This is a genomic window from Streptomyces sp. NPDC111628 (genome assembly GCF_055635195.1).
Genome location: NZ_JBVKBZ010000007.1, coordinates 627404 through 649972, shown reverse-complemented (window position 1 = coordinate 649972; position 22569 = coordinate 627404). Strand labels below are relative to the sequence as shown.

Here is a 22569-nt window from a genome sequence, read left to right as displayed (position 1 = left end):
CACAGGAACGATTCGCCTGAGGGAAGGGCACGGTGTGTGCTGCGCCGGACCGACCGGTCGCGGCGCCGGTCGCGGCAGCGGTCGCGGCGGCGGTCGCGGCGGCGGTCGCGGCAGCGGGCGGGGAGGGCGGGAGGGGAGTGCGTCCGCGGGTACAACGGCGCAGAACCTCCAGGTAGCCTTGCACGCGTGCCCCGTCTGTCAGAAGTCATCGCCGCGCTGGACAACCTGTGGCCCGCCGAGCGGGCCGAGTCCTGGGACGCGGTCGGCACCGTCGTGGGCGAGCCCGACCAGGAGGTCACGCGGGTCCTGTTCGCGGTGGACCCCGTCCAGGAGACCGTCGACGAGGCGGTGAAGCTCGGCGCCGACCTGCTCGTCACCCACCACCCGCTGTATTTGCGCGGGACGACGACGGTCGCGGCGTCCACCTTCAAGGGCCGCGTGGTGCACACGCTCATCAAGAACGACATCGCCCTGCACGTCGCCCACACCAACGCCGACAGCGCCGACCCGGGCGTCTCCGACGCGCTGGCCGGCGCCCTCGACCTGAACGTCGTACGGCCCCTGGTGCCGGACCCGAGCGACCCCGAGGGGCGCCGGGGCCTGGGCCGGGTGTGCGAGCTGACGCACCCCCTGACGGTCCGCGAGCTGGCCGCCCGCGCCGCCGAGCGGCTGCCCGCCACGGCGCAGGGCATCCGCGTCGCCGGTGACCCGGAGGCGACCGTGCGCACCGTCGCCGTCAGCGGCGGCTCCGGCGACAGCCTCTTCGACCACGTGCGCGCGGCCGGCGTCGACGCCTTCCTCACCGCGGACCTGCGCCACCACCCCGCTTCCGAGTTCTCCGCGGACCGCGCGGCCCGTCGTCCCCTCGCGCTGCTCGACGCGGCGCACTGGGCCACCGAGTGGCCCTGGTGCGAGCTGGGCGCGGCCCAGCTCGACGAGATCTCCGACCGCAACGGCTGGGACCTCAGGGTCCACGTCTCGAAGACGGTCACCGACCCCTGGACCGCCCATGTGGCGTCCGCCCCGACCTCTAGCGCAATGGGAGCCCCCAACTGAAAGCCGCGCCCGCCGACCAGATCCGACTCCTCGACGTCCAGGGCCTCGACACGCGGCTCCAGCAGCTCGCGCACAAGCGCCGGTCCCTGCCCGAGCACGCCGAGATCGAGTCGCTGACCAAGGACCACACCCAGCTGCGCGACCTGCTCGTGGCCGCGCAGACCGAGGAGAGCGACTGCGCCCGCGAGCAGACCAAGGCCGAGCAGGACGTGGACCAGGTGCGCCAGCGCGCCGGCCGCGACCAGCAGCGCCTGGACTCCGGCGCCGTCACGTCCCCGAAGGACCTGGAGAACCTCCAGCGCGAGATCGCCTCCCTCGCCAAGCGCCAGGGCGACCTCGAGGACGTCGTCCTGGAGGTGATGGAGCGGCGCGAGTCCGCGCAGGAGCGGGTCGCCGAGCTGACCGAGCGGGTCGGCGCGGTCCAGGGCAAGATCGACGACGCCACCGCCCGCCGGGACGCGGCCGTCGAGGAGCTGGACGGCGAGGTGGCCTCGGTGACCAAGGAGCGCGAGGTCATCGCGGGCTCCGTCCCGGACGACCTGCTGAAGCTCTACGACAAGCTGCGCGAGCAGCAGGGCGGCGTCGGCGCGGCCAAGCTGTACCAGCGCAGCTGCCAGGGGTGCCGCCAGGAGCTGGCCATCACGGAGCTGAGCGAGATCCGCTCCTCGGCGCCCGACACGGTCGTACGCTGCGAGAACTGCCGCCGCATCCTGGTGCGTACGGCCGACTCCGGGCTGTAGGCGGCGGTCCGGTGGCTGACCAGGCGGCACGTCCCGCGCGGGAGTTCGTCGTCGAGGCCGACGGCGGGTCGCGGGGCAACCCGGGGCCCGCGGGCTACGGCGCGGTGGTCCTCGACCCGGCGACGGGAGAGGCCCTGATGGAGGCCGCCGAGTACCTCGGCGTCGTCACGAACAACGTGGCCGAGTACCGGGGCCTGCTGGCCGGCCTGCGCGCCGCCGCGGCACTGGACCCGGACGCCACCGTGCACGTCCGCATGGACTCCAAACTCGTCGTCGAGCAGATGTCGGGGCGCTGGAAGATCAAGCACCCCGACATGAAGCCGCTGGCGGCGGAGGCGGCCCGCGTCTTCCCGCCCGGCCGCGTGACCTACGAGTGGATCCCCCGCGCGAACAACAAGCACGCCGACCGCCTGGCCAACGAGGCGATGGACGCGGGCGCGCGCGGCGAACGCTGGTCGCCGTCCGCCTCGACGGCGGAACTGGACGCGGGCGGCGCCGCCGGCCGCACCGCCCCGGGCCTCCGTACCGGGGACCGGCCCGAACCGGCCGTCACACCTGCCGGTACCGAAGACGGTGGCGACGGCGGTGGCGGCGGCGATGGGACGGCCGGCGTGGCAGCGGGCGGTGCGCCCGCGGGTGAGCGCCCGGCGCAGGCGGTCCGGACCGCCCGGACCGGCACCGCGTCGCCCGACACGGGCGCGCGTGCCGCCGCGGTCAGCACCACTGCCGTCACCGGCGCCGCCGTCGCCGAGTCCTCGGCCGACGCCGACGTACGCGCGGCGAAGACGGTGGCCTCGCCCGGCTGGGGTGCGCCCGACATGGGTGCCCCCGCCACCTTCGTCCTGCTGCGGCACGGGGAGACGCCGCTCACCCCGCAGAAGCGGTTCTCCGGGAGCGGCGGCAGCGATCCGGCCCTGTCGGCCGTCGGCCGGGAGCAGGCCGAGAGGGTCGCCGCGAGCCTCGCCCGGCGCGGCACGATCGAGGCGATCGTCGCCTCGCCCCTGGCCCGCACCCGGGAGACCGCCGGCATCGTCGCCGCCCGCCTGGGTCTGGAGGTGACGGTCGAGGAGGGGCTGCGCGAGACCGACTTCGGCGCGTGGGAGGGGCTGACCTTCGGCGAGGTGCGCGAGCGCCACCCCGCCGACCTGGACGCCTGGCTGGCCTCCCCGGACGCCGAGCCGACCGGTGGCGGCGAGAGCTTCGCGGCCACCGGCGCCCGGATCGCCGCCACCCGCGACAGGCTCGTCGCGGCGTACGCGGGCCGCACCGTGCTGCTGGTCTCCCACGTGACGCCGATCAAGACCTTCCTGCGCCTCGCCCTGGGCGCCCCGCCCGAGTCACTGTTCCGGATGGAACTGTCGGCGGCGTCGCTGTCGGCGGTGGCGTACTACGCGGACGGCGGCGCCAGCGTCCGCCTGTTCAACGAGACGTCCCACCTGCGCTGAGCGCGGCGGCCTCGCGGGCCAGCGCCTCCACGCGCCCCCAGTCCCGCCCGGCGATCGCATCCTTGGGCAGCATCCAACTGCCCCCGACGCAGCCCACGTTGGGCAGGGCCAGGTACTCGGGCGCGGAGGCCGGGGTGATGCCACCGGTCGGGCAGAAGCGCGCCTGCGGCAACGGCGCGGCGAGCGCCTTGAGATAGGCGGTGCCGCCCGCCGCCTCGGCCGGGAAGAACTTCATCTCCCGCACCCCGCGCTCCAGCAGCGCCACCACCTCCGAGGTGGTCGACACCCCCGGCAGGAACGGCACCCCGGACCCCCGCATCGCCTCGAGCAGCGTGTCCGTCCACCCCGGGCTGACCAGGAACCGCGCCCCGGCCGCCACGACCTCGGCGACCTGCTCCGCGGTGACGACCGTGCCCGCGCCGACCACCGCGCCCGGCACCTCGGCGGCGATCGCCCGGATCGCGTCGAGGGCGACCGGCGTCCGCAGCGTCACCTCGATCGCGGGCAGTCCACCGGCGACGAGCGCCCTGGCGAGCGGCACGGCGTCGGCGAGGTCGTCGACGACCACGACGGGCACGACGGGCGCGAGGTCCAGCACCGAGACGGCGGGGGAGGAGGGCAGCGGAGAACTCATGCCCTCATCGTGCCGCCGAACCGCACTCTCTGCAATCACCGTTGCAGTAGACGCAACGACTGCGGGTGACGGTTCAGTGGACCTCGTGCACGAGTACGTCCAGCGACCACGGCCGTCCGCCCTTCGCGGGCGCCGCCGCCTCCACCTCGTACCCCAGGTCCCGCAGCGCCTCCACCAGCTCCGCCGGGCCCTCGGGCGCCGTCCCGGACGCCAGCAGACTCCGTACGATCCGCCCCTTGGTCGCCTTGTTGAAGTGGCTGACCACCTTCCGGGTCGGCGCGTGCAGCACCCGCACGCTCGCCGTCCGCGGGGCGACCTCGCCCGTCGGCTTCCACGCCGCCGCGTACGCCGCCGAACGCAGGTCGAGCACCAGCCCGCCCCCGGCCGCCTCCGGCAGCACCTCGGCCATCGGCGCCCGCCAGTGCGCGCCCAGCGCCCCGAGAGCGGGCAGCCGCACGCCCATCGAGCACCGGTAGGAGGGAATCCGGTCGGTCACCCGCACGGCGCCCCACAGTCCGGAGAACACCAGCAGCGACCTGGCCGCCCGCCGCTTGGCGGCGGCGTCGAGCGAGGCCAGGTCCAGCGCGTCGTACAGCACACCGGTGTAGATCTCCCCGGCCGGGCGCGCACCCGCCGTCAGCAGCTCCACGTTCTTGGCGACCTCGCCGCGCAGCCCCTCGCTCAGCCCGAGCACCTCGCGCGCCTTCTCCGCGTCGCCGGCGCACAGCTCCACCAGCTCGCCGAGGACGGCCTCCCGGGCCGCGGTGAGCCCCGGCAGGGACAGCGACCCGGTCTTCAGCGGGGCACCCCGGCCGGACGCGGCCTTCCCCTCGGACGGCGGCAGCAGGACAAGCACACGCACTCCTTCACATCGAGCTGGGGCCCCCGATCAGGGTACGGCGTGCCCCTCCCGTGCCTGCTCGACGGCCCGTACGAGCGCCCCGGGATCCTCGGCGTGGCAGCGCACCACACGGACCTCGCGCCGCCGCCCGAAGAAGGAGACGTGGGTGACGGGCTCGGCGAGTTCGACGGTGACGGAGGTCTGGGACCCCACGGCGAGATCCAGCTCGCCGTCGGCCCGCTCGTGCGTCGCGCGCAGCTCACGCCGGACGGAGGCGATCCGCTCCAGCGGTATCCGTACGTCGACGTGGACGGCGCGGCGGATCCGCAGCGTCCCGGCGGCCGGGTCCAGGACGTGCGGGCGGACCACGGACGCGGCGTGCAGCCCGACCACGATCACGACCGTGTACACGTCCAGGACCAGCACCACGTGGTGCACCGTGGGCCAGTCCCGCAGCAGCACCGACATCATCACGGACTCGACGACACACACGAACCCGAACCCGGCCATCATCGCGCCCTGCCCCCGGGCATACCCGAAGACGGCCCCTCCGGCCACCGCCCCGTGGGTCCGCCGGGCCGCCCACAGCCACAGACTGGCCAGCAACCGCAGCTCGTGCCGGACCAGGAGGTACGGGACCGTGACGAAGGACGGGCCGCTCATGACCGCCGCTCCCGCGAGACGATCTCCATGGCCCGCCGGATCGCCTCAGCCTGTCCCGGGGCGAAGTCGGCGTACATGGCACGCAGGACGCCGTGGCCGGAGTCGAGGTCGACGCCCTCTGCGGGCAGCAGCTCGGCGGGGATGCAGTCGGCCAGGGCCCGCGCGGCCCCCGCCACCCGGGGATCGTCGGCTCCGGCCTCCGCCAGTTCGTCGAGCAGCGCGTACGCCCGATGCGCCCGTGCCACCGCCCCCGGCGAGTCGAGCGCCCCGCGCAACGCTGCAAGCAGCCCCTCCCGGTCCTCCGGAGCCACGGTGCTCTCCATCAGGGCCAGCATCTCCCGGTCCCGCAGGGCCATCGGCGAACCGGACACGTCCCCCATTCCGGCGAACAGCCCGGCCAGCTCCGGCGACACCGGCCCCTCGGCGGGCAGCCCGCCCTCGGTCTCCAGCAGCACCCGCAACCGCGCCCGGCGGTCCCGGATCGCCGCCTCCTGCCGCGCGAGATCCGCGTCCAGTTCCGCCAGCACCTCGCCCAGGTCCTTCCCGGTCTCGTCCGCGAGCACGTCCCGCACCTCCGCGAGCCCGAGCCCCAGCTCGGTCAGCCGCCTGATCCGGGCCAGCACGACGACGTGCCGCAGGGTGTACGTCCGGTACCCGTTGGCCAGCCGTTCCGGCTCGGGCAGCAGGCCCTGGTGGTGGTAGTGCCGCACCGTCCGCGTGGTGACGCCGACCGCGTCGGCGAGTTCTCCGATCCGCATGACCTCAGTAGAAACGTTGACGTTGCGACAGGGTCAAGCGCGACGGGCCCGCCTTCCGGACAGGGGCCTCGTTCCTGTGCCACGATCGAGGGAACGGTTCCCGATCTCTCGGACAGGTGATCAGCCGATGTCCCAGTCTGGCGAGCGACCGAAGGAGGGGCGTGACATGACTGCCATGGCCCACGAGCCGCTGACGCAGGCAGATGTCCTGTTGGAGGGGTTCCTCGCCCTGGACACGCCGGAAGGCTTCCGGGCCGAGTTGATCGAGGGGGAAATCGTTGTGACGCCGCCGCCGGACGGGGATCACGAGGACTACATCAACCTGATCGTGAAGCAGGTGATCAGGAGGTCCAGGACGGACATGGACGTCTCCGGGAACAAGGGGCTGAAGCTCAGAGGCGGACTTGACCTTCCTCTGGATCACGCCATTCCGGACGCCACCTTCGCCCCCACCGAGCTGCGTCTGTATCGCGGCGCCGACCCCTGGATGCCCTGTCAGGGAGTCGCCATGGTCCTGGAGGTGACGTCCAGCAAACCCCAGGTCGACCGCGACGCCAAGCGCCGCTGCTACGCGGGTGGCGGTATCCCCCTCTACCTGCTGGTCGACCGGCATGCTTCCTCGATCACGCTGTTCAGTACCCCGCAGAAGATCGACCATCGGGACGACTACCGGGAGCACTGCACCCGCCCCCTCGGCAAGTCACTCACCCTCCCCGCCCCCTTCTCCTTCGACCTGGACACCACCGACTTCCTCTGAGCCCGTCCGAGGGCCGCCCCCACGCCCGGTACCATGGTCCACACGGCAGACGAGCCGGGCGGGCGGCCGCGTGGAGTCCCTCACGGGACTTCCCGAGGAACGTCCGGGCTCCACAGGGCAGGGTGATGGCTAACGGCCACCCGGGGTGACCCGCGGGACAGTGCCACAGAAAGCAGACCGCCGGAGGCTTCGGCCCCCGGTAAGGGTGAAACGGTGGTGTAAGAGACCACCAGTGCCCAGGGCGACCTGGGCAGCTAGGTAAACCCCACCCGGAGCAAGGTCAAGAAGGAAGCGCCTCGGTGCTTCTGCGCGGACGTTCGAGGGCTGCCCGCCCGAGTCCGCGGGTAGACCGCTGGAGGCCGGTGGCAACGCCGGTCCTAGATGGATGGCCGTCGCCGACGGGACCGCGAGGCCCCGTCGGAACAGAACCCGGCGTACAGCCCGACTCGTCTGCCGCTCTATATTTCCGCAGGTCAGAGCGTATATTTACTCGCTGAACAAACTGCCCGGGTCGAATCCGGCTCGAATCCGGGTCGAATTTCCGGTCCGCGCGTTATCCGCGCCGTCTGATCCGTGGGTGGATAGACGGGAATATCGGACGCTCTTTCGGTGTGAGGTGTGGCCGGGAGCCGGCTATCGGTGAGTTGGGAATCCTCGGACGGATCGGAAGTATCGTCCGGCGTGTCCCGGGCAGAGCGAACGGATGTCGGTCCGTGAGAGTCGGATTGGAATCCTGCACGACTGTGACGCTCGGCGTGGCACGGTGGCTCTCAGGGCCTGGCGCTGGATTGGTGCCAGAGTCCGCGGTGCTGCCCTCAACAGGCTGTGAAAGTGATCGCGTGGCCGCACATCGCAGGGCAAACGCGAGGGTCGAGGGGACCTTGGTGAGCCCTGGCCCGCGTATGGTCCGGATCTTGGTTGTGAGCTGCGCGGCTGATCCTGTTGGAACGTCTCTGCGGATGCGCGAGCAACTCGGGGCTCGGGGTCTCATTCTCGGTGAGCGCTGACGGACGGGCTCGCGGCCCTGGGCCCGGCCGTCGTCAAGGTGGTGCAGCCCGTTCCCTGGTCCGTGGCGAGCAGCATGCTCGACGCGATCGCCCCGCCGGACCACCGCTCGTACACCAAGGGCGCCTACCCGTCGGAGTTCACCGACGACGTCATCGACATCGTGACGCGCCACGGCGCGGCGCATCTGCCGTCGAAGGGTCCGGTGGCGAGCACCGTGCAGAACATCTGGCTCATGGGCGGAGCCATCACCGAGGACTTCGCCGCCTTCTCACGGGAGGGCGCCAACTGATTGCGGCGCACCGGCACCCGACGTACTCGCTATCGCGGCCTCGCCAAGACCGCCTTGGCCCAGGTCCTGACCGCGGCGGCTCTCAACCTCTACCGTCTCGACGCCTGGTGGACCGGAACCCCCTGGGCGCGACACGAGTCTCCCACTACGAACAACTTGTCCTCAGCCTCACGGCCTGATCGACAAAACCCACGTCACATCGGCCAACGGAGTCCCACAGGGGCGGCAGAGCCTCCAGAAGTCGCTGGATCGAGTCCCAGAATCAGGGCATTCCTCCGCAGACGCGGATCGGGCCCAGTGGCGCCGCGATGCCGGGATGTACCTGGGCCTGTCCCCGGGAGGACTGTGGTCAGTCCGCCCGTCGGGGCCGCCTTCAGGGCTTCGGAGGTCAGTTCGCCGCGTGGGCCGACGGCGTCGGCCATGCTCAGGCAGGTGCTGTCGTGGAAGATACCGAGTTCGTAGTGCACGGAGTCGGCGTCGACGGAGCGGACCGTTAGTCCGATCTCGTAGTCGCCCGGGTAGGTCACCTCACCGAGATACTGGATCTGGTATGACGAAGGGGGCAGATCTGGCACCGAGCCCGCACCACTTGTCCCAATCGAGTGCGAGGTGAAGGCGGCGACGGCCTCGTCGTACCAAGTGGTCAATGCGATGAAGTTGACGTGCTGGTTGGAGTCGACGTCACCGATCCGGGAACGTAGCGTGACCCAGTGCGAGTAGTGGGCACGTTGCAGGCGTTCAGGGCGTGGACGGGCAGTTGTCGACGTAGCTGTCTCCGGTAGCTGCATGGCATCGAGGGTTCGAGCCACCGGACCACTCCTCCCTGATTCAGACGATGCCGACATCGCCTGGTCTGCCCACGTGTGAAAAGCACGTCGAAATCCGGCTCTCCCGCACAGAGATCACCGAGCTGATCGCCCCGCGCACCGACGCCCTGTCAGGAAGGCTTCGGACAGCGAGCGGCGGAGTGCGGCTGCACCGTGGCAGGCCCATCAGCCACGGCTCGAACGCCACGCATCCGACCACGAGCTGGTCGGCGTGCCGCGTGGGAGCCGGTCAACCTGAGGTTTGGTTCGGCGGCATCGCGCTGTTCGATCCGTTCACCACCGCGCGATGCGGGACACCTCCCGAGGGTCCGATCAGCATCAACGCCGTGATCGCCGCACCGTCGTACGGACCCTGATCGCCACGTGATGACGGGCGACTCGCTGAGCGGGGGTTTCGCCGAGGCGTGATTCAGGTCACGTCGCGCGAGGTGGCTCCGTTCGTCACGTGATGCCAATATGTCACTTAGTGACGTGCAATCTCGCCCCCAAGACGAACCCGGAAGAGCTGATCACCATGCAGACCACCAGTCCCCAGGAGGCGGCGACCGACGTGCAGGCGACAGACCAACGGAAGAAGAAGTCGGCGCTCGAACAGGCGGGCGGCACCAAGGGGGTCATCTACTCGGCGCTGCCCGCTCTGGTGTTCGTCGTCGCCAACAACGCCAGGGGACTCAAGGTGGGCATCCTCGCCGCCCTGCTCGTCGCCTTGGGCATCGCGGTGCAGCGGCTGATGCGCAAGGAGTCGATCCAGCCCGCGCTCGGCGGCATGTTCGGCGTGGCGATCGCCGCCGGCATCTCCTGGTACACGGGATCCGCCAAGGACTTCTTCCTCATCGGCATCTGGCTGAGCCTGGCCGGCGCCGTCGCCTTCGTCCTCTCCGTGCTGCTGCGCTGGCCCCTGGCCGGCCTGATCTGGAACTCGACGACCGGCAAGGGCACCGTCTGGCGGGTCGACAAGCGTTCGCGGTTCTACTACGACATCGCCACCCTGGTGCTGGCCGCCATCTTCGGCGCCCGGTTCGCCGTCCAGCAGTACCTCTACGAGGCCGACGAGGTCGGCTCCCTGGGCTTCGCCAAGATCGCCATGGGCTACCCGCTCCTCGCCGTCGCGTTCCTGGCCGTTGCCTGGGCCGCCCGGGCTTCCGACAAGCGACTGAAGGCCGTCGGGCTGCTGCCCGCCAAGCGCAGCTAACCGACGCCCTCCCCGCTCCCCGTCCGGCACACGCGTCCGCACCGCGGAGCGACTACGGCCGATTTGGGCGTCGTCTCTTGTGGGGTTGCCGACCTCCGCACCGCCGCTGCGAGCACACGGCCGGGCACTTCCAGGCCCTTCGCCGGCATGGCCGCAGCTGAACGACGTCTTTGTCCCACGGCTGAATGACGAGGTGACCTCATGCAGGTGAGCAATCGCGTCGGACCTGGGATGAGCGAGCAGCGGCGCTGCCGGATTCGGTTGGAGAACTCTCGGGAGGCGTCGCGTCTCTTCTGGGAGCAGGGCGTTGCCGCGACCAGCGGTGACCAGATCGGCGAAGCAGTGGGTCTGTCGACGACAGTTCCCCTGCGACGAAGCCGGAAGCGGTGACGGTGCCGCCCCGGCAGGTGCTTCAGTCGGTTTCCGGACTGGTGGCCGGTTTGTTCGTCGCCATCCTCGCCGGAACCGTGGTCGCCAACGCACTGCCCCATGGGCAAGTCGCCCACGACCGCCGGTCTGATGAGTCTGCCGCTGGTCCTGGGATCACTCGCCGCCTCCACGATCGCCGGACACCGGATCAGCGCGACCGGCAGGTGGAAGCGGTACCTCGTGGCGGGCACCGTCCTCCTGACCGCCGGCCTCGCCCTGCTGTCCACCATCGGGTCTCACACGCCCTTTGTCCTGCTGAGCGTCTACATGGCCGTCCTGGGGACCGGCGTCGGCATGCTGATGCAGAACCTGGTCCTCGCCGCGCAGAACGACGGTTCCGCCGACACTCTGGGCAGCGCGGCCTCCGTCCCGTCCTTCTCGCGCAGCATGGGCGGGACCGTGGGCACCAGCGTCCTCGGGGCGGTCCTCGCCCACCGCGTCGCCACCGCCGAACTCTTCCTCTGGGCCACCCCGTTCGCCCTGCTGGCGCTGATCGCCGTCCTGTTCATCGAGGAGAAGCCGCTCAAGACGACCACCAGCACGGAGCGCCTCGCCGAGGCGTCGACCAGATGCAGTGGAGGGTGCCCAGGCGCCACCCGCCTGCTTGGTCGGCGGCCGTCGCGACGCGCGTCGGGTCGCCCGTGATCGCGACGAGGTCGATCAGCGAGCCGGAGCCCGCAATGTCGAGTGCCAGGTCGACGCAGTGCGGAGCGAGAGCGGTGAGGCGCTGTGCGAGGCCGGCCGTAGGTGGTGGGGCGGCGCCGAGAGAGTTGGGGAGTGGTTGCGTTCACTGGCTGGCTGTCCCTACGACGGTGGCACCTTGTGCTACGGCGATCACGCCTGCCGCGCTCCCCACCCCTCCCTCGACGCTCTCGACGCTCTCGACGAGAAGGGTGCGCCCCGCAGGTCGAGGTCGCGCAGTCCGTTTAGGCCGCGACACACGAGGATGCGGTGGCCGGCGCCACGGTGACGGCGTGCAGCCGCCAAGTTCTGCGGTGAGCCGGGCAGGCCCGTACTTGGTCTGCCGCCGCAGCGATTCCACCAGGTCGGCGATGCCCTCGCTAGGCAGCGACGCGAGATCTGGGCTTCCGCCGCGATGTGCGCGATGGGGTGTCCAGCGTCGACGCTTAGCCGCAACCGGAGACGCCCTTCCGGGGTGAGGGGCGCGTTCGCGTGCACAGTCATGACCCCACCGCGTGCGGCAGCTCGTGCTGAGGCACGCGGGCCTCCGTTCGTATCGAGCAGGATCATCGAGCAGCTCCGGAGTGGGACGGGCACGACGCGATCGGGTATCCAGACCTTGGACGTGCCTGCCTGGAATCAGGCCCCGGACAGCGCCACCGTCGGGGGCAGCCGGGACGCCCGGACGGCGGGGTACAGGCCGGCCAGGGCCCCGATGACGAGGGTGGCGAGCAGGCCGCCTGCCATCGCCCAGGCCGGGACGACTGCCGGCCAGTCCTGCGCGACGGCGTACGCGGTGGTGACGCCCACCCCGATGACGACTCCGGCGATCCCGCCGAGTCCTGCCAACAACTGCGATTCCACGAGGAATTGGGTGCGGATGTCGCCTCGCCGTGCGCCGAGGGCGCGGCGCAAGCCGATCTCGGCGCGCCGTTCCAGGACGGAGATGACCATGGTGTTGGCCACGCCGACCCCGCCGACAAGGAGCGCAACGCCGCCGAGGCCGAGCATCAGGCCCGTAAAGGCTTTGTCGGTGGCGCCCTTGGCGGCGAGGGCGTCCGAGGGGCGGCTGATGGTCACTTCCGTGGGAGCCTCGGGGTTGACGGTGGCGGCGAGGACGTCGCGTACGGACGTGACCGCGCTGTCTGCAGTGCGGACGTAGATTGTCGTGGGGTGTCCGTCGAAGCCCAGGTACCGCTTGGCGGCGTCCCAGCCGACGAGCGCGCTGTCGTTCAGCTCGGGTGCCAGGAGCGCCTCGTCGAGGATGCCGACCACGCTGAACCACTGACCGCCGAGCCAGACCCGGATGTCCGGGCCGACGTCCCCGATACCCAGGCGGCCGGCGGCGCCGCTGCCGAGTACGACGGCCGGGTACTTGGCGGTGGCGGCGTTGAGCCAGTTGCCGCGGGCGAGAGAGCCGCCAACGGTGTCCAGGAGGTCGAGGCGGGCGGCCTTGACGTTGATGCTGCCGGTCTCGGCGGCCGGGATGTGGTCGTTGCGATAGACGTACGCCGTCACCTTGCCGGTGCCGGTTGCGGACTCGACCGGGGCGATCCGGCCCGCCATGTCGATGGAACGCTCGGGGAGTTTGGCCTCGCCGCCGGTGAAGGTCCGGCCGGGGGACGCGGTGAGGAGGTTGGTGCCCAGGCGGTCGAGAGTGCGCTGCAGTTCGGCGTGGCTGGAGGTGGAGATGCCCACTACGCCGATCATCGCCGCGATGCCGATGGCGATGCCGAGCGCGGAGAGGAAGACCCGCAGCGGGCGGGCGCGCAGCCCGGAGGCGCCGACGCGTACGACGTCGCGGGTGCTCATGCGGGAGACCTTCAGCACGCGGACACCGCCTGAACGTCGCCCTGGGCGTTCTGGGCGGAGTCGTGCACGATGCGCCCGTCGCGAACGTGGACCTGGCGGGGCAGAGAGGCCGCGATCTCCCGGTCATGGGTGATGATCACGACGGTGGTGCCATCGGCGTTCAGGGCGCGCAGCAGGTTCATCACGGTGGTGCCGGAGTGGGAGTCCAGGGCGCCGGTCGGCTCGTCCGCGAGGAGCAGGCTCGGCCCGCCGACCAGGGCGCGGGCGATCGCGACGCGCTGCTTCTCCCCGCCGGACAACTCGTGCGGCCGGTGGTACACCCGGTGGCCCAGGCCGACCCGCTCCAGGGCGGAGCAGGCCGCGCGGCGGCGTTCCGCGAGCGCGATGCCCGCGTACAGCAGGCCCTCGGCGACGTTGTCGAGGGCCCGTACGCCCGCGGTGAGGTGGAAGTGCTGGAAGATGAAGCCGATACTGAGCGCGCGCAGCGCGGACAGCTCCCGGTCGCCCAGGCCGGCGATGTCGTGGCCGTCGACGGTGACGGTGCCGCTGCTGGGTCGGTCCAGGCTGCCGATCATGTTGAGCAGGGTCGACTTGCCCGACCCGGAGGGCCCGACGATGGCGACCAGCTCGCCGCGGCGGATGTCGAGCGAGACGCCGTCGAGGGCGGTGACGCCGCCGGCGTACGAGCGGGTGATGTGGTCGAGGCGTACGACGTTGTGGTTCATCGCGGCACCCCGACCTTGTCGCCCGCCTTCAGGCCGGCGCCGGTGATCTCGACCCGGCCGTTCGCGAACATGCCGGTCTCCACCGCGACCGTGCTGCTGACGGAGCCCTTGACGACCTGGACGCCGTAGCCGCCCTCCGACAGCGCGAGGAGCGCGGAGATGGGCACGGTCAGTACGTTCTTCTTCTCCGCGGAGGTGATCTCCACATCGACGGGCGCGCCGTCGTAGCTGCCGAGCTTTCCCCTGTCCTTCTTGTCGATCTGGACCGTGACCTTGATGACGGTCTTGCCGTCGCCCTCTCCCGGCGCGCCGTCCCCGCCTTCAGCGCTGGCGACCTTGCCGACGGAGGTGATGGTCCCGGCCGCGTGTGCACCGTCGGGCAGAACGACGGTGACCTTGTCGCCACGGCGGACGAGTTTCTGCTTCTTCGCGTCGAGGTCGATGACGACAAGCTGGCTGGTGCCGGTGTACGTCAGCACGGGTGAGCCGGGCTGGAGTTTCTGTCCCTTCTTCACCTCCTGGCCGGTGACGCGTATCTCACCGTCGGCAACGACCAGGTCCGCGGGCTTGACCGTGCCCGTCTGTGGCACTCCGAGGTGCTTCTGCCAGCGCTTGACGGCCGCCGCGGTCTGGTCGGAGTACTCCTCGTCGGCGGTGAAGCCGGTGTAGCCGAGGGCGGCCAGGGCCCGTTCCACCTCGGCGACGTCGGGGCCTTTCGTGCCGGCGCGCAGTTCGCGGTAGAGAGGTGTGTCGCCGTGGATGAGGAGGATGGGCCGCCCGTCGGCCTTGAGCGCGTTCTGGCCCTGCTTGATGGTGGCACCGAGCTTCGGCAGCCAGGTCACGGTGCCCGACGCGCCGCTGGTCAGGGGCTGCTTGTCGCCGTAGCCGAGGCTGCCGGTGACGGTGTCCTGCTGGGCGAGGTCGGAGCGCGTCACCAGTGCGGTCGCCGGAGGCAGACCGCTGCCCTTTTCGGACTTCTCGCCGTTGCCGCCGCCGAAGCCGTACGCCGCCACGCCGGCCCCGCTGAGGACGACCGCGAGGGCGATCAGCGCGGCGGTGGTGCGGGCACGGCGGCGACGCGGTGGGGCGTACTGCGGGCCGTCTGGTGACCTGCCCGGCGAGGCCCCTGACGGATCCTTTACCGGGTCCGTTTGAGAGGGAAACTGGTGCATCCGGGTCGTCTCGTCGTCGGTGGATTCGGGTGTGTGCGTCATGTCGGTCTCGCCCGTCACCGCTGGGCTGCGGGGTTGACGGCCGTGCACTTCTCGGCGGCCGCCTGCAGCTCGTCCATGTTGCTCGCGTCCTGGTCGAGCGGTATGCCGCCTGTCTCCGGGTCGGGATCCGGGGCGTTATAGCCGTTGGCCCGCAGGCACTTGACGTATTTGCGCGCCTGCTCGAGCTGCTTTGCGTCAGGTTTCGGTGCCTTCTGCATGTCCTGCGCGGTGGGTGCGAACTCCTTGCACGCCGCGAGCGCGGCCTGCACCTCGTCGGGCGACGCGGTCTGCTTGGGCGCGTCCTCGCCGGCCTTCCCGCTCCCCGGCGCCACGCCCCGCTCGGCCAGGCAGGCGGTGTACTTCTTGGTCTTCTCCGCGGGCGTGAGCTGCTGCCCGCCCCCCTTCTTGTCGCCGCCGGCCGACGCGACGTCGGCGTTCCCGCCGGTGCCGCCCCCGCAGGCGGCCAGGCTCAGGCTCAGCAGCGGTATGGCTGCCAGCAGCCCCCAGTTGGTGCACGAAATGGTACGCATGCGCTCGGCAGTCCCTTCTGTGCCGGGTCTCTCCCGGCGTCGGGGACCAGTAGAGGCGGGGCCCGGTGTCCCCTCCGTAACCGCAGGCGGTTACGCCCTGGTTATCCGGGCCTCTGACACTCTGGGGATCATGAGAGTGCTGATCGCCGAGGACGAGCGGATGCTGGCCGACGCCGTCGCCGAGGGGCTGCGCGAGGAGGCGTTCGCCGTCGACGTCGTGCACGACGGGGATTCCGCTCTGGAACGCCTTTCCGTGAACGAGTACGACGTGCTCCTCCTGGACCGCGATCTGCCCGTCGTACACGGCGACGAGGTGTGCCGGGCCGTCGTCGAATCCGGCGGCCGCACCCGCATCCTCATGGTCACCGCCGCCTCCGATGTGCCCTCCCGCATCGAGGGCCTCGCCATCGGAGCCGACGACTACCTCACCAAACCCTTCGCCTTCGAGGAACTCGTCGCCCGCGTCCACGCCCTGGCCCGCCGCGCCCAGCCCGCGGGTCCGCCCGCCTACGAACGGGCCGGCCTGCGGGTGGAGACGGCCCGCCGCGAGGTCTACCGCGACGGCCACTACGTATCCCTCGCACGCAAGGAATTCGCCGTCCTGCTGGAACTACTGCGGGCGGACGGCGCGGTCGTCTCGGCCGAGGAACTCCTGGAGCGGGCCTGGGACGAGCACATCGATCCGTTCACCAATGTTGTCCGCGTGACCGTGATGAAACTGCGCAAGAAACTCGGGCCGCCGCAGGTCATCCAGACAGTCCCGGGCGCGGGGTACCAGATCCCATGAGGCTCACCTTGCGACTGCCTCGTCTCGCCATCCGCGTCCGGCTCACGCTCCTGTACGGCGCCCTGTTCATGGCCTGCGGCGTGATCCTGCTCGGCGTGACCTATCTGCTGCTCGACGCGGGACTGACCGACCGGTTCGACGGCGTGGCCGTGCAGATCACCAAGGAGGGCGGGATCGCCCCGGTACCCGAAGCGTCCACCCACAGCCTCCCGTCGGAGCCCGCCGCCGGACTGGCCGGCAGTCCCGAGCTACGCGAACTCCAGGACCGCTACCGGGCCGCGACCCTGCAGTCTCTGCTCCGTCAAGGCGCCCTCGCCCTGGGCGTGCTCACCGTCGTCGCCACGCTGTTCGGCTACCTGATGGCCGGCCGCGTGCTGCGTCCCCTCAACCACATCTCCCAGACCGCGCGCCGCATCACCTCCGGCGGCGACCTCAGTGAGCGGCTGGCCTTCACCGGCCCCCGCGACGAGGTCACTCAGCTCGCCGACACCTTCGACTCGATGATGGGACGCCTGGAGAAGTCCTTCCAGGACCAGCAGCGCTTCATCGCGGACGCCTCCCACGAACTGCGCACGCCCCTCGCCATCAACCGGACCCTCCTTGAGGTGGCCCTGCGCCGCAAGACCGCAAGCGAAGACACCAAACGCCTCGGCACTTCACTACTCGCCGTCAACGAACGCAACGAAAGACTGATCAACGGCCTCCTCGCGCTGGCCAAGGGCGAGACAGAGGTCACCAACCGGACACCCGTCGACCTCGCCGAACTTGCCCGTCATATCGCCGAGTTGCACCAGCCGCAGGCAGCCGAAGCAGGTATCGGCCTCCGGCTCGACACCAGGCCCGCCGCCACCTCGGGCAACGCCGTGATGCTGGAGCGCATCATCCACAACCTGCTCGAGAACGCCATCCGCTACAACGAACCGAACGGCTGGGTCCGCCTCACCACCCGCACCACCCCGCACGGCACCGCAACCCTCACGGTCGAGAACACCGGCCCCGTGGTGGCCCGCCAGGACATCGAGGCGCTGTTCCAGCCTTTCCGCCGCCTGGGAGCCGACCGCATCGACTCCGAGCGGGGCTCGGGCCTCGGCCTGGCGATCGTACGAGCCATCGCGCGCTCCCACGACGGCGATGTGACCGCGGCACCCCGGGAACGCGGCGGGCTCGTGGTCACCACCGCCCTCCCACGGTGAGAGGCCCCTGCGCGAAGGCTCTTCCTCCGGTGCCTCGGGGCCCCACCCCGACGAGCTCAAGTGCTGTGCGTCGTGCCGGAGTCGGGTGCGCTGGGAGGGACAGGTACCAGACACCCCATCAACCTCATGAGATGGCACACCCATGGCGAGGATGCGCTGGGCGACACGGACGGCAACACCTTCGAAGGTCCGTCCGCCGTGGTGCTCCAGGTCCAAGTGCCCCTTGAGGGTGACGTTCACGGGCTCGATCAGTGCCGCATCGACTTGAGCGGGCCCTCGCCCTTGCGCTTCTTCTCCCGCTCGAACGAGGCCACAGCAGTTCGGCCCCACGCATGACCAGGTCATTCTCGAAGTCGAGCATGGCCTGGAGCACTTCGCGTTCGTCGAGTTTCGGGTTCGCCGGCGCTCACAGGAGCGGCATTCCGGTCGGCGTTGCGTCCGGCGCGTCAGACCGGAGGAGCCGCGAGGAGACGGCGGGTTCAAGGAGTGGACAGGGGCTCGGCGACGATGGCCGTCGAGCCCCTGTCGGTCTCAGTGGAAGATCCGCTCCACGAACGCGTCGAGGTTGCCGCGCAGGCGCTCGATCTGCTGCTCGACTGTGAGGGACTCCTCCATGCGCCCGCCCGGTGCCGCCTTCTTCCTGCCCCGTACGTACAACGAGCAGTCCAGGTCCGCGCAGATGTAGAGACCCACCGAGTTGCCTGCGCGGCCGGCCGGGCCTGCCTTGGGGGCGGTCGTGAGGGATACGCCGCTGCCGGGATGCGTGGTCAGGCACAGCGAGCACATGCTGCGGCGCAGGAAGCCGCGGCTGCCGGAAGCGGAGCGCAGGGACAGGCCGACGAGTCCGGTGGCGCGTTCGACGACGAGATAGCTGCGATCGGGCGCGGACAGATCGAACCAGCCCAGGAAGTCCAGGTCGTCCCAGTGGTCGAGGTCCGCCAGGTTCTTGGGCAGGGGGAGGCGTTTGGCCGCGCCCTTCGAGCAGTTGACGAACGAGGTGCGGATGTCGTGCTCGGTCAGGGGTTTCATGAAGGATCCTTCGAGAGGTGCGGTGGAGGGTGGCCGGACACGACGCCGCTCGCTAGGCCGGTGCGTCTTCTCCGGCCTGCTTCGACGGCCTGTGCCGCACGGTGAGGCCCGCTACCAGGGCGGCGAGCAGCAGGACGCCCGCCGAGCACCAGTAGGCGACGGAGAAGCCGTGCACCATGCCTTCGTCGAGGGCCGCGCTGTCGTGGCCCGGATCGTGGGCGTGCGCGTGGACGTAACGGCTGGTGGCGCTGGTGGCGATGGTGTTGAGCAGTACGGTGCCCAGCGAAGCGCCCATCTGCTGAACGGTGTTGAGGACGGCCGAGGCCACGCCGGCATCCTGCGCGGGCACACCGGAGGTGGCCGTCGCGTAGACCGGCATGAAGGTCAGGCCCATGCCCAGACCGAGCAGCAGCAGGGCGGGCAGCACGTGCGTGACGTACTGCGCGTGCACGGTCAGGCCGCTGAGCAGCACCATGCCGGCGGCCGCCAGCACCATGCCGGTCGACATCAAGGTGCGCGGGGCCGTGCGGGGCAGCAGGCGGGCGGCGATCTGGGTCGCACCGACGACGATCCCGGCCGAGATCGGCACGAAGGCCAGGCCGGTGCGCACCGGTGGATAGCCGAGGACGACCTGCAGGTAGTACGTCAGGAACAGGAAGACGCCGAACATGCCGATGGTGGCCAGGCCCATCGTCGCGAGCGATCCGGCCCGGACCCGGTCCCTGACGATGCGCAGCGGCAGCAGCGGGCTCGCCGCGCGGCTCTGCCACCACACGAAGGCGGCGAGCAGGATCACGCCGGCCACGAGCAGCGTGAGCACGGACGGGCTGGTCCAGCCGCGGGGTTCGGCCTCGCTGAAGCCGTACACGAGGGCGACGAGCCCGCCGCAGCCCAGCAGCGCGCCTGGCACGTCCAGGTGCCCGCCCCGGCGGCCTGAACGGTCGCGCAGGAAGGCCGGTGCGCCGAGCAGGGCGGCCAGCGCGATGGGCACGTTGACGTACAGGGACCAGCGCCAGTTCAGGTACTCGGTCAGCAGACCGCCCACGATCAGCCCGACCGCGCTGCCGCCGCCGGCCAGCGCACCGTAGACCCCGAACGCCCTGGCCCGCTCCTTGGGGTCGGTGAACGTCGTAGCCAGCAGTGACAGGGCCGAGGGCGCCAGGACCGCCGCGAACGCACCTTGCAGCGCCCGCGCCGCGAACAGCATCCCGGGACCGGTCGCCGCGCCGCCCAGCGCGGAGGCCGCGGCGAACCCGGCCAGGCCGATGACGAAGGTGCGCTTGCGGCCCACCAGATCGGCGATCCGGCCGCCGAGCAGCAGCAGCCCGCCGAAGGCCAGCGTGTAGGCGGTGATCACCCACTGCCGGTCGGCGTCCGACATGCCGAGAGCGTGCTGGGCGGAGGGCAGCGCGATGTTCACGACGGTGCCGTCAAGGATCACCATCAACTGGGCGAGGCCGATGACGGCCAGCGCCCACCAGCGCTTCGGATCCGGTGCCGACGGGGGAGTCGCGGCGGGAATCTCGCGGTCCGGGGAACGGTCGGTGGCTGTGGAAGGGGCGGACGGGAGGGATTCCCCTCCGGGACGTTTCTTGCTCATGGCGATCACGCATGTTTCGTGTCGAAGTGCTGTCGAGACAGCCGGCCAGGGACGGTCGCGGTGGTGACGACGGGCCGGGGTACGCAGCACGGGGACACGGCATGGCGGTGGGGCAGCGGGAACCGCGGACAGCACCCGGGGCCTGGGCCTGCCTCATTAGCCGCGTGTCAGTTACGCCGGCGCTCTTGCTGGCCGTGAGGCGGAGAGCGCCGAGATCACGGTGACCAGCAAAAGAAGGGCCCGTCTTCGGGCGCGCGCTCCCGCGGCCCGCGCGGCGACGAATCGCGCAGACCAGGACATCTCGTGACGCGGCATCTCAGGAAGATGCCGAGAACAAGAAACAAAAAGGGGGACGAGTTACCGCGCGCCGCAGAGGAGGGAGGGCACACGGCCGGAGGCAACTATGGCCGCAACGCATTCAGCACGGTCCATGTCTCTCGCCTCCTTCCGGGTAGGGCACGCGGTGCGTGTCGACGCCGAGCGCGTCGAGCGGGGCGGCAGAGAACCTGCCGCGCGAAATCCCGAACACCTTATCCCATCGAAGCCACCGCGCCGACCGGAATTACCGACCGCCCCCGCGCACACGCACCAAGCATGGGTGATCGAGTGTCTATGCTGAGGCCGCGGCAGCAGACCTCGACCGCAGTCGAGAGAGTCCACGGGCCACAAGAAGGCGGTAAGGGTTGGCAGGCGATCCGCCGTCACCTGAACGGATGGGGCTGGGGCGCCCCAGCCGGTCGCCCGCTCGGCTGAACACCGTGAGCAAGGACTGCTCGATGCGCGGGTCTGTCCAACATGAAGTCCATGGTGCAGGGCCTCGCCGCCGCCTGCGAACTGCAGGGCGGTCCCCGGTGGGAAGCGACCTACGACGGGCTGCGGGTCGCTGAGGCCAAGGGCAACGGCGGCGGTCACGATCGGCTGTAGGACCATCGCCGACGTGCGCCGCGCACCTCGAGGCCGGCCACAGCGCGGTCGACCACCAGGCCACATCCGCCACGTGCAGTCGTCACCCTCGATACGCCGCGCAAGTTCGTCGAATTCATCCGCGTGATCGAGCTGGACGACGCCGAGTGGGCCACTTCACCGCTGCTCCCGCCGTGGACTGCCAAGCCGTTTGACGGCCCCCAGGGCGCCCCGACCGTCCCCGGTGCAGCGCAAGGCTCGCCCCAGTACGAGATGGACGGTTGCGGTTCTGCGGTTCCGGTGACGTCGGCCAGACGGCGAGGAAAGCTCGCTGCGGCGTGATGGGTTCCCGCTCACCGGTGGCGAATTCACCGGTCGCTGACGGTAATTGTGGGTAGACCTTCGCCCTGTTCCACCAGTTCAAACGCTTCGCTGTCCGATGGGAACGACGTCTCGAAATCCACGACGCCTTCCTCTTGTTGGCCTGCGGACGTGCGCATTTTTAGGTTTGTCCTGCTCAGCTCCATCCGCCGCCGACAGACCGACTGGAAAGCACCGAGTTTGACAGGGCTTTGCGCAGGCCCGGAATTTCTCGATCGAATTTCTTGGCGAGTTCCTCAAGCGTATCCTTGTGTTTGCGGCGCTCGGAACGGTTCAGTACGACCCCCATGGTCGCGTCGCTCTCCAGGGCGATCACCGGCAGTGCCACTTGCGCCAGGGGCAGAGTGGACGGGTCGGCAGTGGTGGTGACCCGCGTGCGCAACGCTTGCTGCACAGTTCGGGCCTCCTCTTCCCGCCGCAAGACAACCTTGCTCCCTCCCAGCAGACTCAAGGTGCGGCCGGTCTTCTTTTCGACAATCCCAGCAGCCGTCAGCTGGTTTTCCACCGGTTTCTCCGCCTTGTGCGCGGTGTTGTGCACCAGTGCCATCCACTTTTTCGGCCTCGCGTGCAGCTCTTCCCACACAGAGGCAAGAAACGGATCCGTCGGTGATTGGTCCCCAAGTACGCGAACCTGGCGCCCGTCGGTCTCAGCCTGTCCCGCAAGGATTAGCTCGGCCAGGGCGGCAGCGCGCAGCCGCTGCCCGCGGAACTGCAGAAGAGTAGCCGGAAACTTGTTCTTCTTGAAGGCGTAGGCACACAGGTAGATCTGCTGCGGAAGCGTGAGATCCATGTGAACTCCTTGAATACGTGGCAACAAGACCAGTTCCACCTGAATGGCGCGATCTACAAGGGTCGTTGACGGCATGTTGGGTTCGCCGGCCCCCGCCGTCAACGCTTCCGAAAACCATCTTGCGCGATCTCACCAAGTGTCACTAACTGCAATAATGACATTTGGTGACAGTATTGCCCACCCCTCGCGCATGTGACCTGCGCCACGACTTCAGTGCTGGTCGAGCGGTCACTCAGGGGAGGTGGGGCCGCAATCGACGGCCCGTGGCGGCCGGGTGTCGGTGTA

22 protein-coding genes, 1 other RNA gene and 2 pseudogenes are annotated in these 22569 nt (G+C 70.3%); 11 read left to right on the top strand and 14 right to left on the bottom strand.

The genetic code is table 11. The features are described 5' to 3' along the window. Positions 1–186 precede the first annotated feature (186 nt). Genes ACZ7MF_RS35510 through ACZ7MF_RS35500 form a run of 3 tightly spaced genes read left to right on the top strand, consistent with a single transcriptional unit; the run spans position 187 to position 3241 of the window. Complete coding sequence (locus ACZ7MF_RS35510) at positions 187–1056, top strand: Nif3-like dinuclear metal center hexameric protein (RefSeq protein ID WP_471482300.1); 870 nt, start codon at positions 187–189, stop codon at positions 1054–1056. Next, positions 1053–1796, top strand: a complete 744-nt coding sequence (locus ACZ7MF_RS35505; RefSeq protein WP_356859135.1) for a zinc ribbon domain-containing protein — start codon at positions 1053–1055, stop codon at positions 1794–1796. The genes ACZ7MF_RS35510 and ACZ7MF_RS35505 overlap by 4 nt, the downstream gene beginning before the upstream one ends. 11 nt (positions 1797–1807) lie before the next feature. Next, on the top strand, positions 1808–3241 hold the full coding sequence (locus ACZ7MF_RS35500) for a bifunctional RNase H/acid phosphatase (protein WP_471482299.1): 1434 nt from the start codon (positions 1808–1810) through the stop codon (positions 3239–3241). On the opposite strand, the gene eda is transcribed toward ACZ7MF_RS35500, so the two are convergent. From eda to ACZ7MF_RS35480, 4 genes are all read right to left on the bottom strand, one after another. Continuing rightward, the gene (eda, locus tag ACZ7MF_RS35495) at positions 3216–3875 is read right to left on the bottom strand and encodes a bifunctional 4-hydroxy-2-oxoglutarate aldolase/2-dehydro-3-deoxy-phosphogluconate aldolase (RefSeq protein WP_471482298.1); all 660 of its coding nucleotides are present in this window, start codon (positions 3873–3875) and stop codon (positions 3216–3218) included. The two genes, ACZ7MF_RS35500 and eda, sit on opposite strands and share 26 nt — an antisense overlap. 73 nt (positions 3876–3948) lie before the next feature. Further along, positions 3949–4731, bottom strand: coding sequence for a peroxide stress protein YaaA (gene yaaA / locus ACZ7MF_RS35490; protein WP_471482297.1), 783 nt, complete (start codon positions 4729–4731; stop codon positions 3949–3951). 33 nt (positions 4732–4764) lie between these two features. Next, positions 4765–5379 carry a hypothetical protein gene (locus tag ACZ7MF_RS35485; protein WP_471482296.1) on the bottom strand — a complete coding sequence of 205 codons (615 nt, stop codon included), beginning with the start codon at positions 5377–5379 and terminating at the stop codon, positions 4765–4767. Further along, positions 5376–6137 (bottom strand): MerR family transcriptional regulator, encoded by a 762-nt coding sequence (locus ACZ7MF_RS35480; RefSeq protein WP_471482295.1) that lies wholly within the window; start codon positions 6135–6137, stop codon positions 5376–5378. The genes ACZ7MF_RS35485 and ACZ7MF_RS35480 overlap by 4 nt, the downstream gene beginning before the upstream one ends. Positions 6138–6312: 175 nt before the next feature. Between ACZ7MF_RS35480 and ACZ7MF_RS35475 the strand changes: the two genes are divergently transcribed. The 3 genes from ACZ7MF_RS35475 to ACZ7MF_RS35465 all read left to right on the top strand — a co-directional run bounded on the left by ACZ7MF_RS35475 (position 6313) and on the right by ACZ7MF_RS35465 (position 8191). Then, a complete protein-coding gene (locus tag ACZ7MF_RS35475; RefSeq protein ID WP_471482346.1) occupies positions 6313–6894 on the top strand; it encodes a Uma2 family endonuclease in 582 nt (193 codons plus the stop codon). A gap of 50 nt (positions 6895–6944) precedes the next feature. Then, positions 6945–7347: RNase P RNA component class A (gene rnpB, locus ACZ7MF_RS35470), an RNA gene on the top strand. 592 nt (positions 7348–7939) lie between these two features. Then, positions 7940–8191, top strand: coding sequence for a hypothetical protein (locus ACZ7MF_RS35465; RefSeq protein ID WP_471482294.1), 252 nt, complete (start codon positions 7940–7942; stop codon positions 8189–8191). 194 nt (positions 8192–8385) lie between these two features. Here the strand turns inward: ACZ7MF_RS35465 and ACZ7MF_RS35460 are convergent, their stop codons facing one another. Further along, positions 8386–9000, bottom strand: a complete 615-nt coding sequence (locus tag ACZ7MF_RS35460) for an acyl-CoA thioesterase (RefSeq protein WP_471482293.1) — start codon at positions 8998–9000, stop codon at positions 8386–8388. A gap of 532 nt (positions 9001–9532) precedes the next feature. Here ACZ7MF_RS35460 and ACZ7MF_RS35455 point away from each other — a divergent pair. Both ACZ7MF_RS35455 and ACZ7MF_RS35450 read left to right on the top strand, forming a co-directional pair. After that, the gene (locus tag ACZ7MF_RS35455; RefSeq protein WP_471482345.1) at positions 9533–10210 is read left to right on the top strand and encodes a DUF3159 domain-containing protein; all 678 of its coding nucleotides are present in this window, start codon (positions 9533–9535) and stop codon (positions 10208–10210) included. 489 nt (positions 10211–10699) lie between these two features. Then, positions 10700–11284, top strand: a complete 585-nt coding sequence (locus tag ACZ7MF_RS35450) for an MFS transporter (RefSeq protein WP_471482292.1) — start codon at positions 10700–10702, stop codon at positions 11282–11284. Here ACZ7MF_RS35450 and ACZ7MF_RS35445 read toward each other — a convergent pair. The 5 genes and pseudogenes from ACZ7MF_RS35445 to ACZ7MF_RS35425 all read right to left on the bottom strand — a co-directional run. Further along, a pseudogene (locus ACZ7MF_RS35445) lies at positions 11223–11540 on the bottom strand (NADP-dependent oxidoreductase); the annotation flags it as partial. The gene ACZ7MF_RS35450 and the pseudogene ACZ7MF_RS35445 sit on opposite strands and share 62 nt — an antisense overlap. 419 nt (positions 11541–11959) lie before the next feature. Next, a complete protein-coding gene (locus ACZ7MF_RS35440; protein WP_471482291.1) occupies positions 11960–13132 on the bottom strand; it encodes an ABC transporter permease in 1173 nt (390 codons plus the stop codon). A gap of 11 nt (positions 13133–13143) precedes the next feature. After that, positions 13144–13857 (bottom strand): ABC transporter ATP-binding protein, encoded by a 714-nt coding sequence (locus ACZ7MF_RS35435; RefSeq protein WP_471482290.1) that lies wholly within the window; start codon positions 13855–13857, stop codon positions 13144–13146. Further along, on the bottom strand, positions 13854–15071 hold the full coding sequence (locus ACZ7MF_RS35430; RefSeq protein WP_471482289.1) for an efflux RND transporter periplasmic adaptor subunit: 1218 nt from the start codon (positions 15069–15071) through the stop codon (positions 13854–13856). Before ACZ7MF_RS35430 ends, ACZ7MF_RS35435 begins: the two co-directional genes overlap by 4 nt. Before the next feature lie 14 nt (positions 15072–15085). Further along, positions 15086–15601: a hypothetical protein gene (locus tag ACZ7MF_RS35425; protein WP_471482288.1), complete on the bottom strand. Its 516-nt coding sequence runs from the start codon at positions 15599–15601 to the stop codon at positions 15086–15088. Positions 15602–15731: 130 nt separating this feature from the next. On the opposite strand from ACZ7MF_RS35425, the gene ACZ7MF_RS35420 reads away from it, so the two are divergent. Continuing rightward, positions 15732–16388: a response regulator transcription factor gene (locus ACZ7MF_RS35420; protein ID WP_471482287.1), complete on the top strand. Its 657-nt coding sequence runs from the start codon at positions 15732–15734 to the stop codon at positions 16386–16388. An 8-nt stretch (positions 16389–16396) separates the two neighbouring features. Further along, positions 16397–17581 (top strand): sensor histidine kinase, encoded by a 1185-nt coding sequence (locus ACZ7MF_RS35415; protein WP_471482286.1) that lies wholly within the window; start codon positions 16397–16399, stop codon positions 17579–17581. Between the two features lie 141 nt (positions 17582–17722). On the opposite strand, the pseudogene ACZ7MF_RS35410 reads toward ACZ7MF_RS35415, so the two are convergent. The 3 genes and pseudogenes from ACZ7MF_RS35410 to ACZ7MF_RS35400 form a co-directional block, all read right to left on the bottom strand. Continuing rightward, positions 17723–18014 (bottom strand): annotated as a pseudogene (locus ACZ7MF_RS35410) (IS982 family transposase); the annotation flags it as partial. A 98-nt stretch (positions 18015–18112) separates the two neighbouring features. Beyond that, positions 18113–18610, bottom strand: a complete 498-nt coding sequence (locus ACZ7MF_RS35405) for an FBP domain-containing protein (RefSeq protein ID WP_471482285.1) — start codon at positions 18608–18610, stop codon at positions 18113–18115. A gap of 52 nt (positions 18611–18662) precedes the next feature. Then, positions 18663–20210 carry an MFS transporter gene (locus tag ACZ7MF_RS35400; RefSeq protein ID WP_471482284.1) on the bottom strand — a complete coding sequence of 516 codons (1548 nt, stop codon included), beginning with the start codon at positions 20208–20210 and terminating at the stop codon, positions 18663–18665. 795 nt (positions 20211–21005) lie between these two features. On the opposite strand from ACZ7MF_RS35400, the gene ACZ7MF_RS35395 reads away from it, so the two are divergent. Next, positions 21006–21134, top strand: a complete 129-nt coding sequence (locus ACZ7MF_RS35395) for a hypothetical protein (protein WP_471482283.1) — start codon at positions 21006–21008, stop codon at positions 21132–21134. Between the two features lie 496 nt (positions 21135–21630). Here ACZ7MF_RS35395 and ACZ7MF_RS35390 read toward each other — a convergent pair whose 3' ends face one another. Next, complete coding sequence (locus ACZ7MF_RS35390) at positions 21631–22284, bottom strand: GPP34 family phosphoprotein (RefSeq protein ID WP_471482282.1); 654 nt, start codon at positions 22282–22284, stop codon at positions 21631–21633. Positions 22285–22569: the final 285 nt, after the last annotated feature.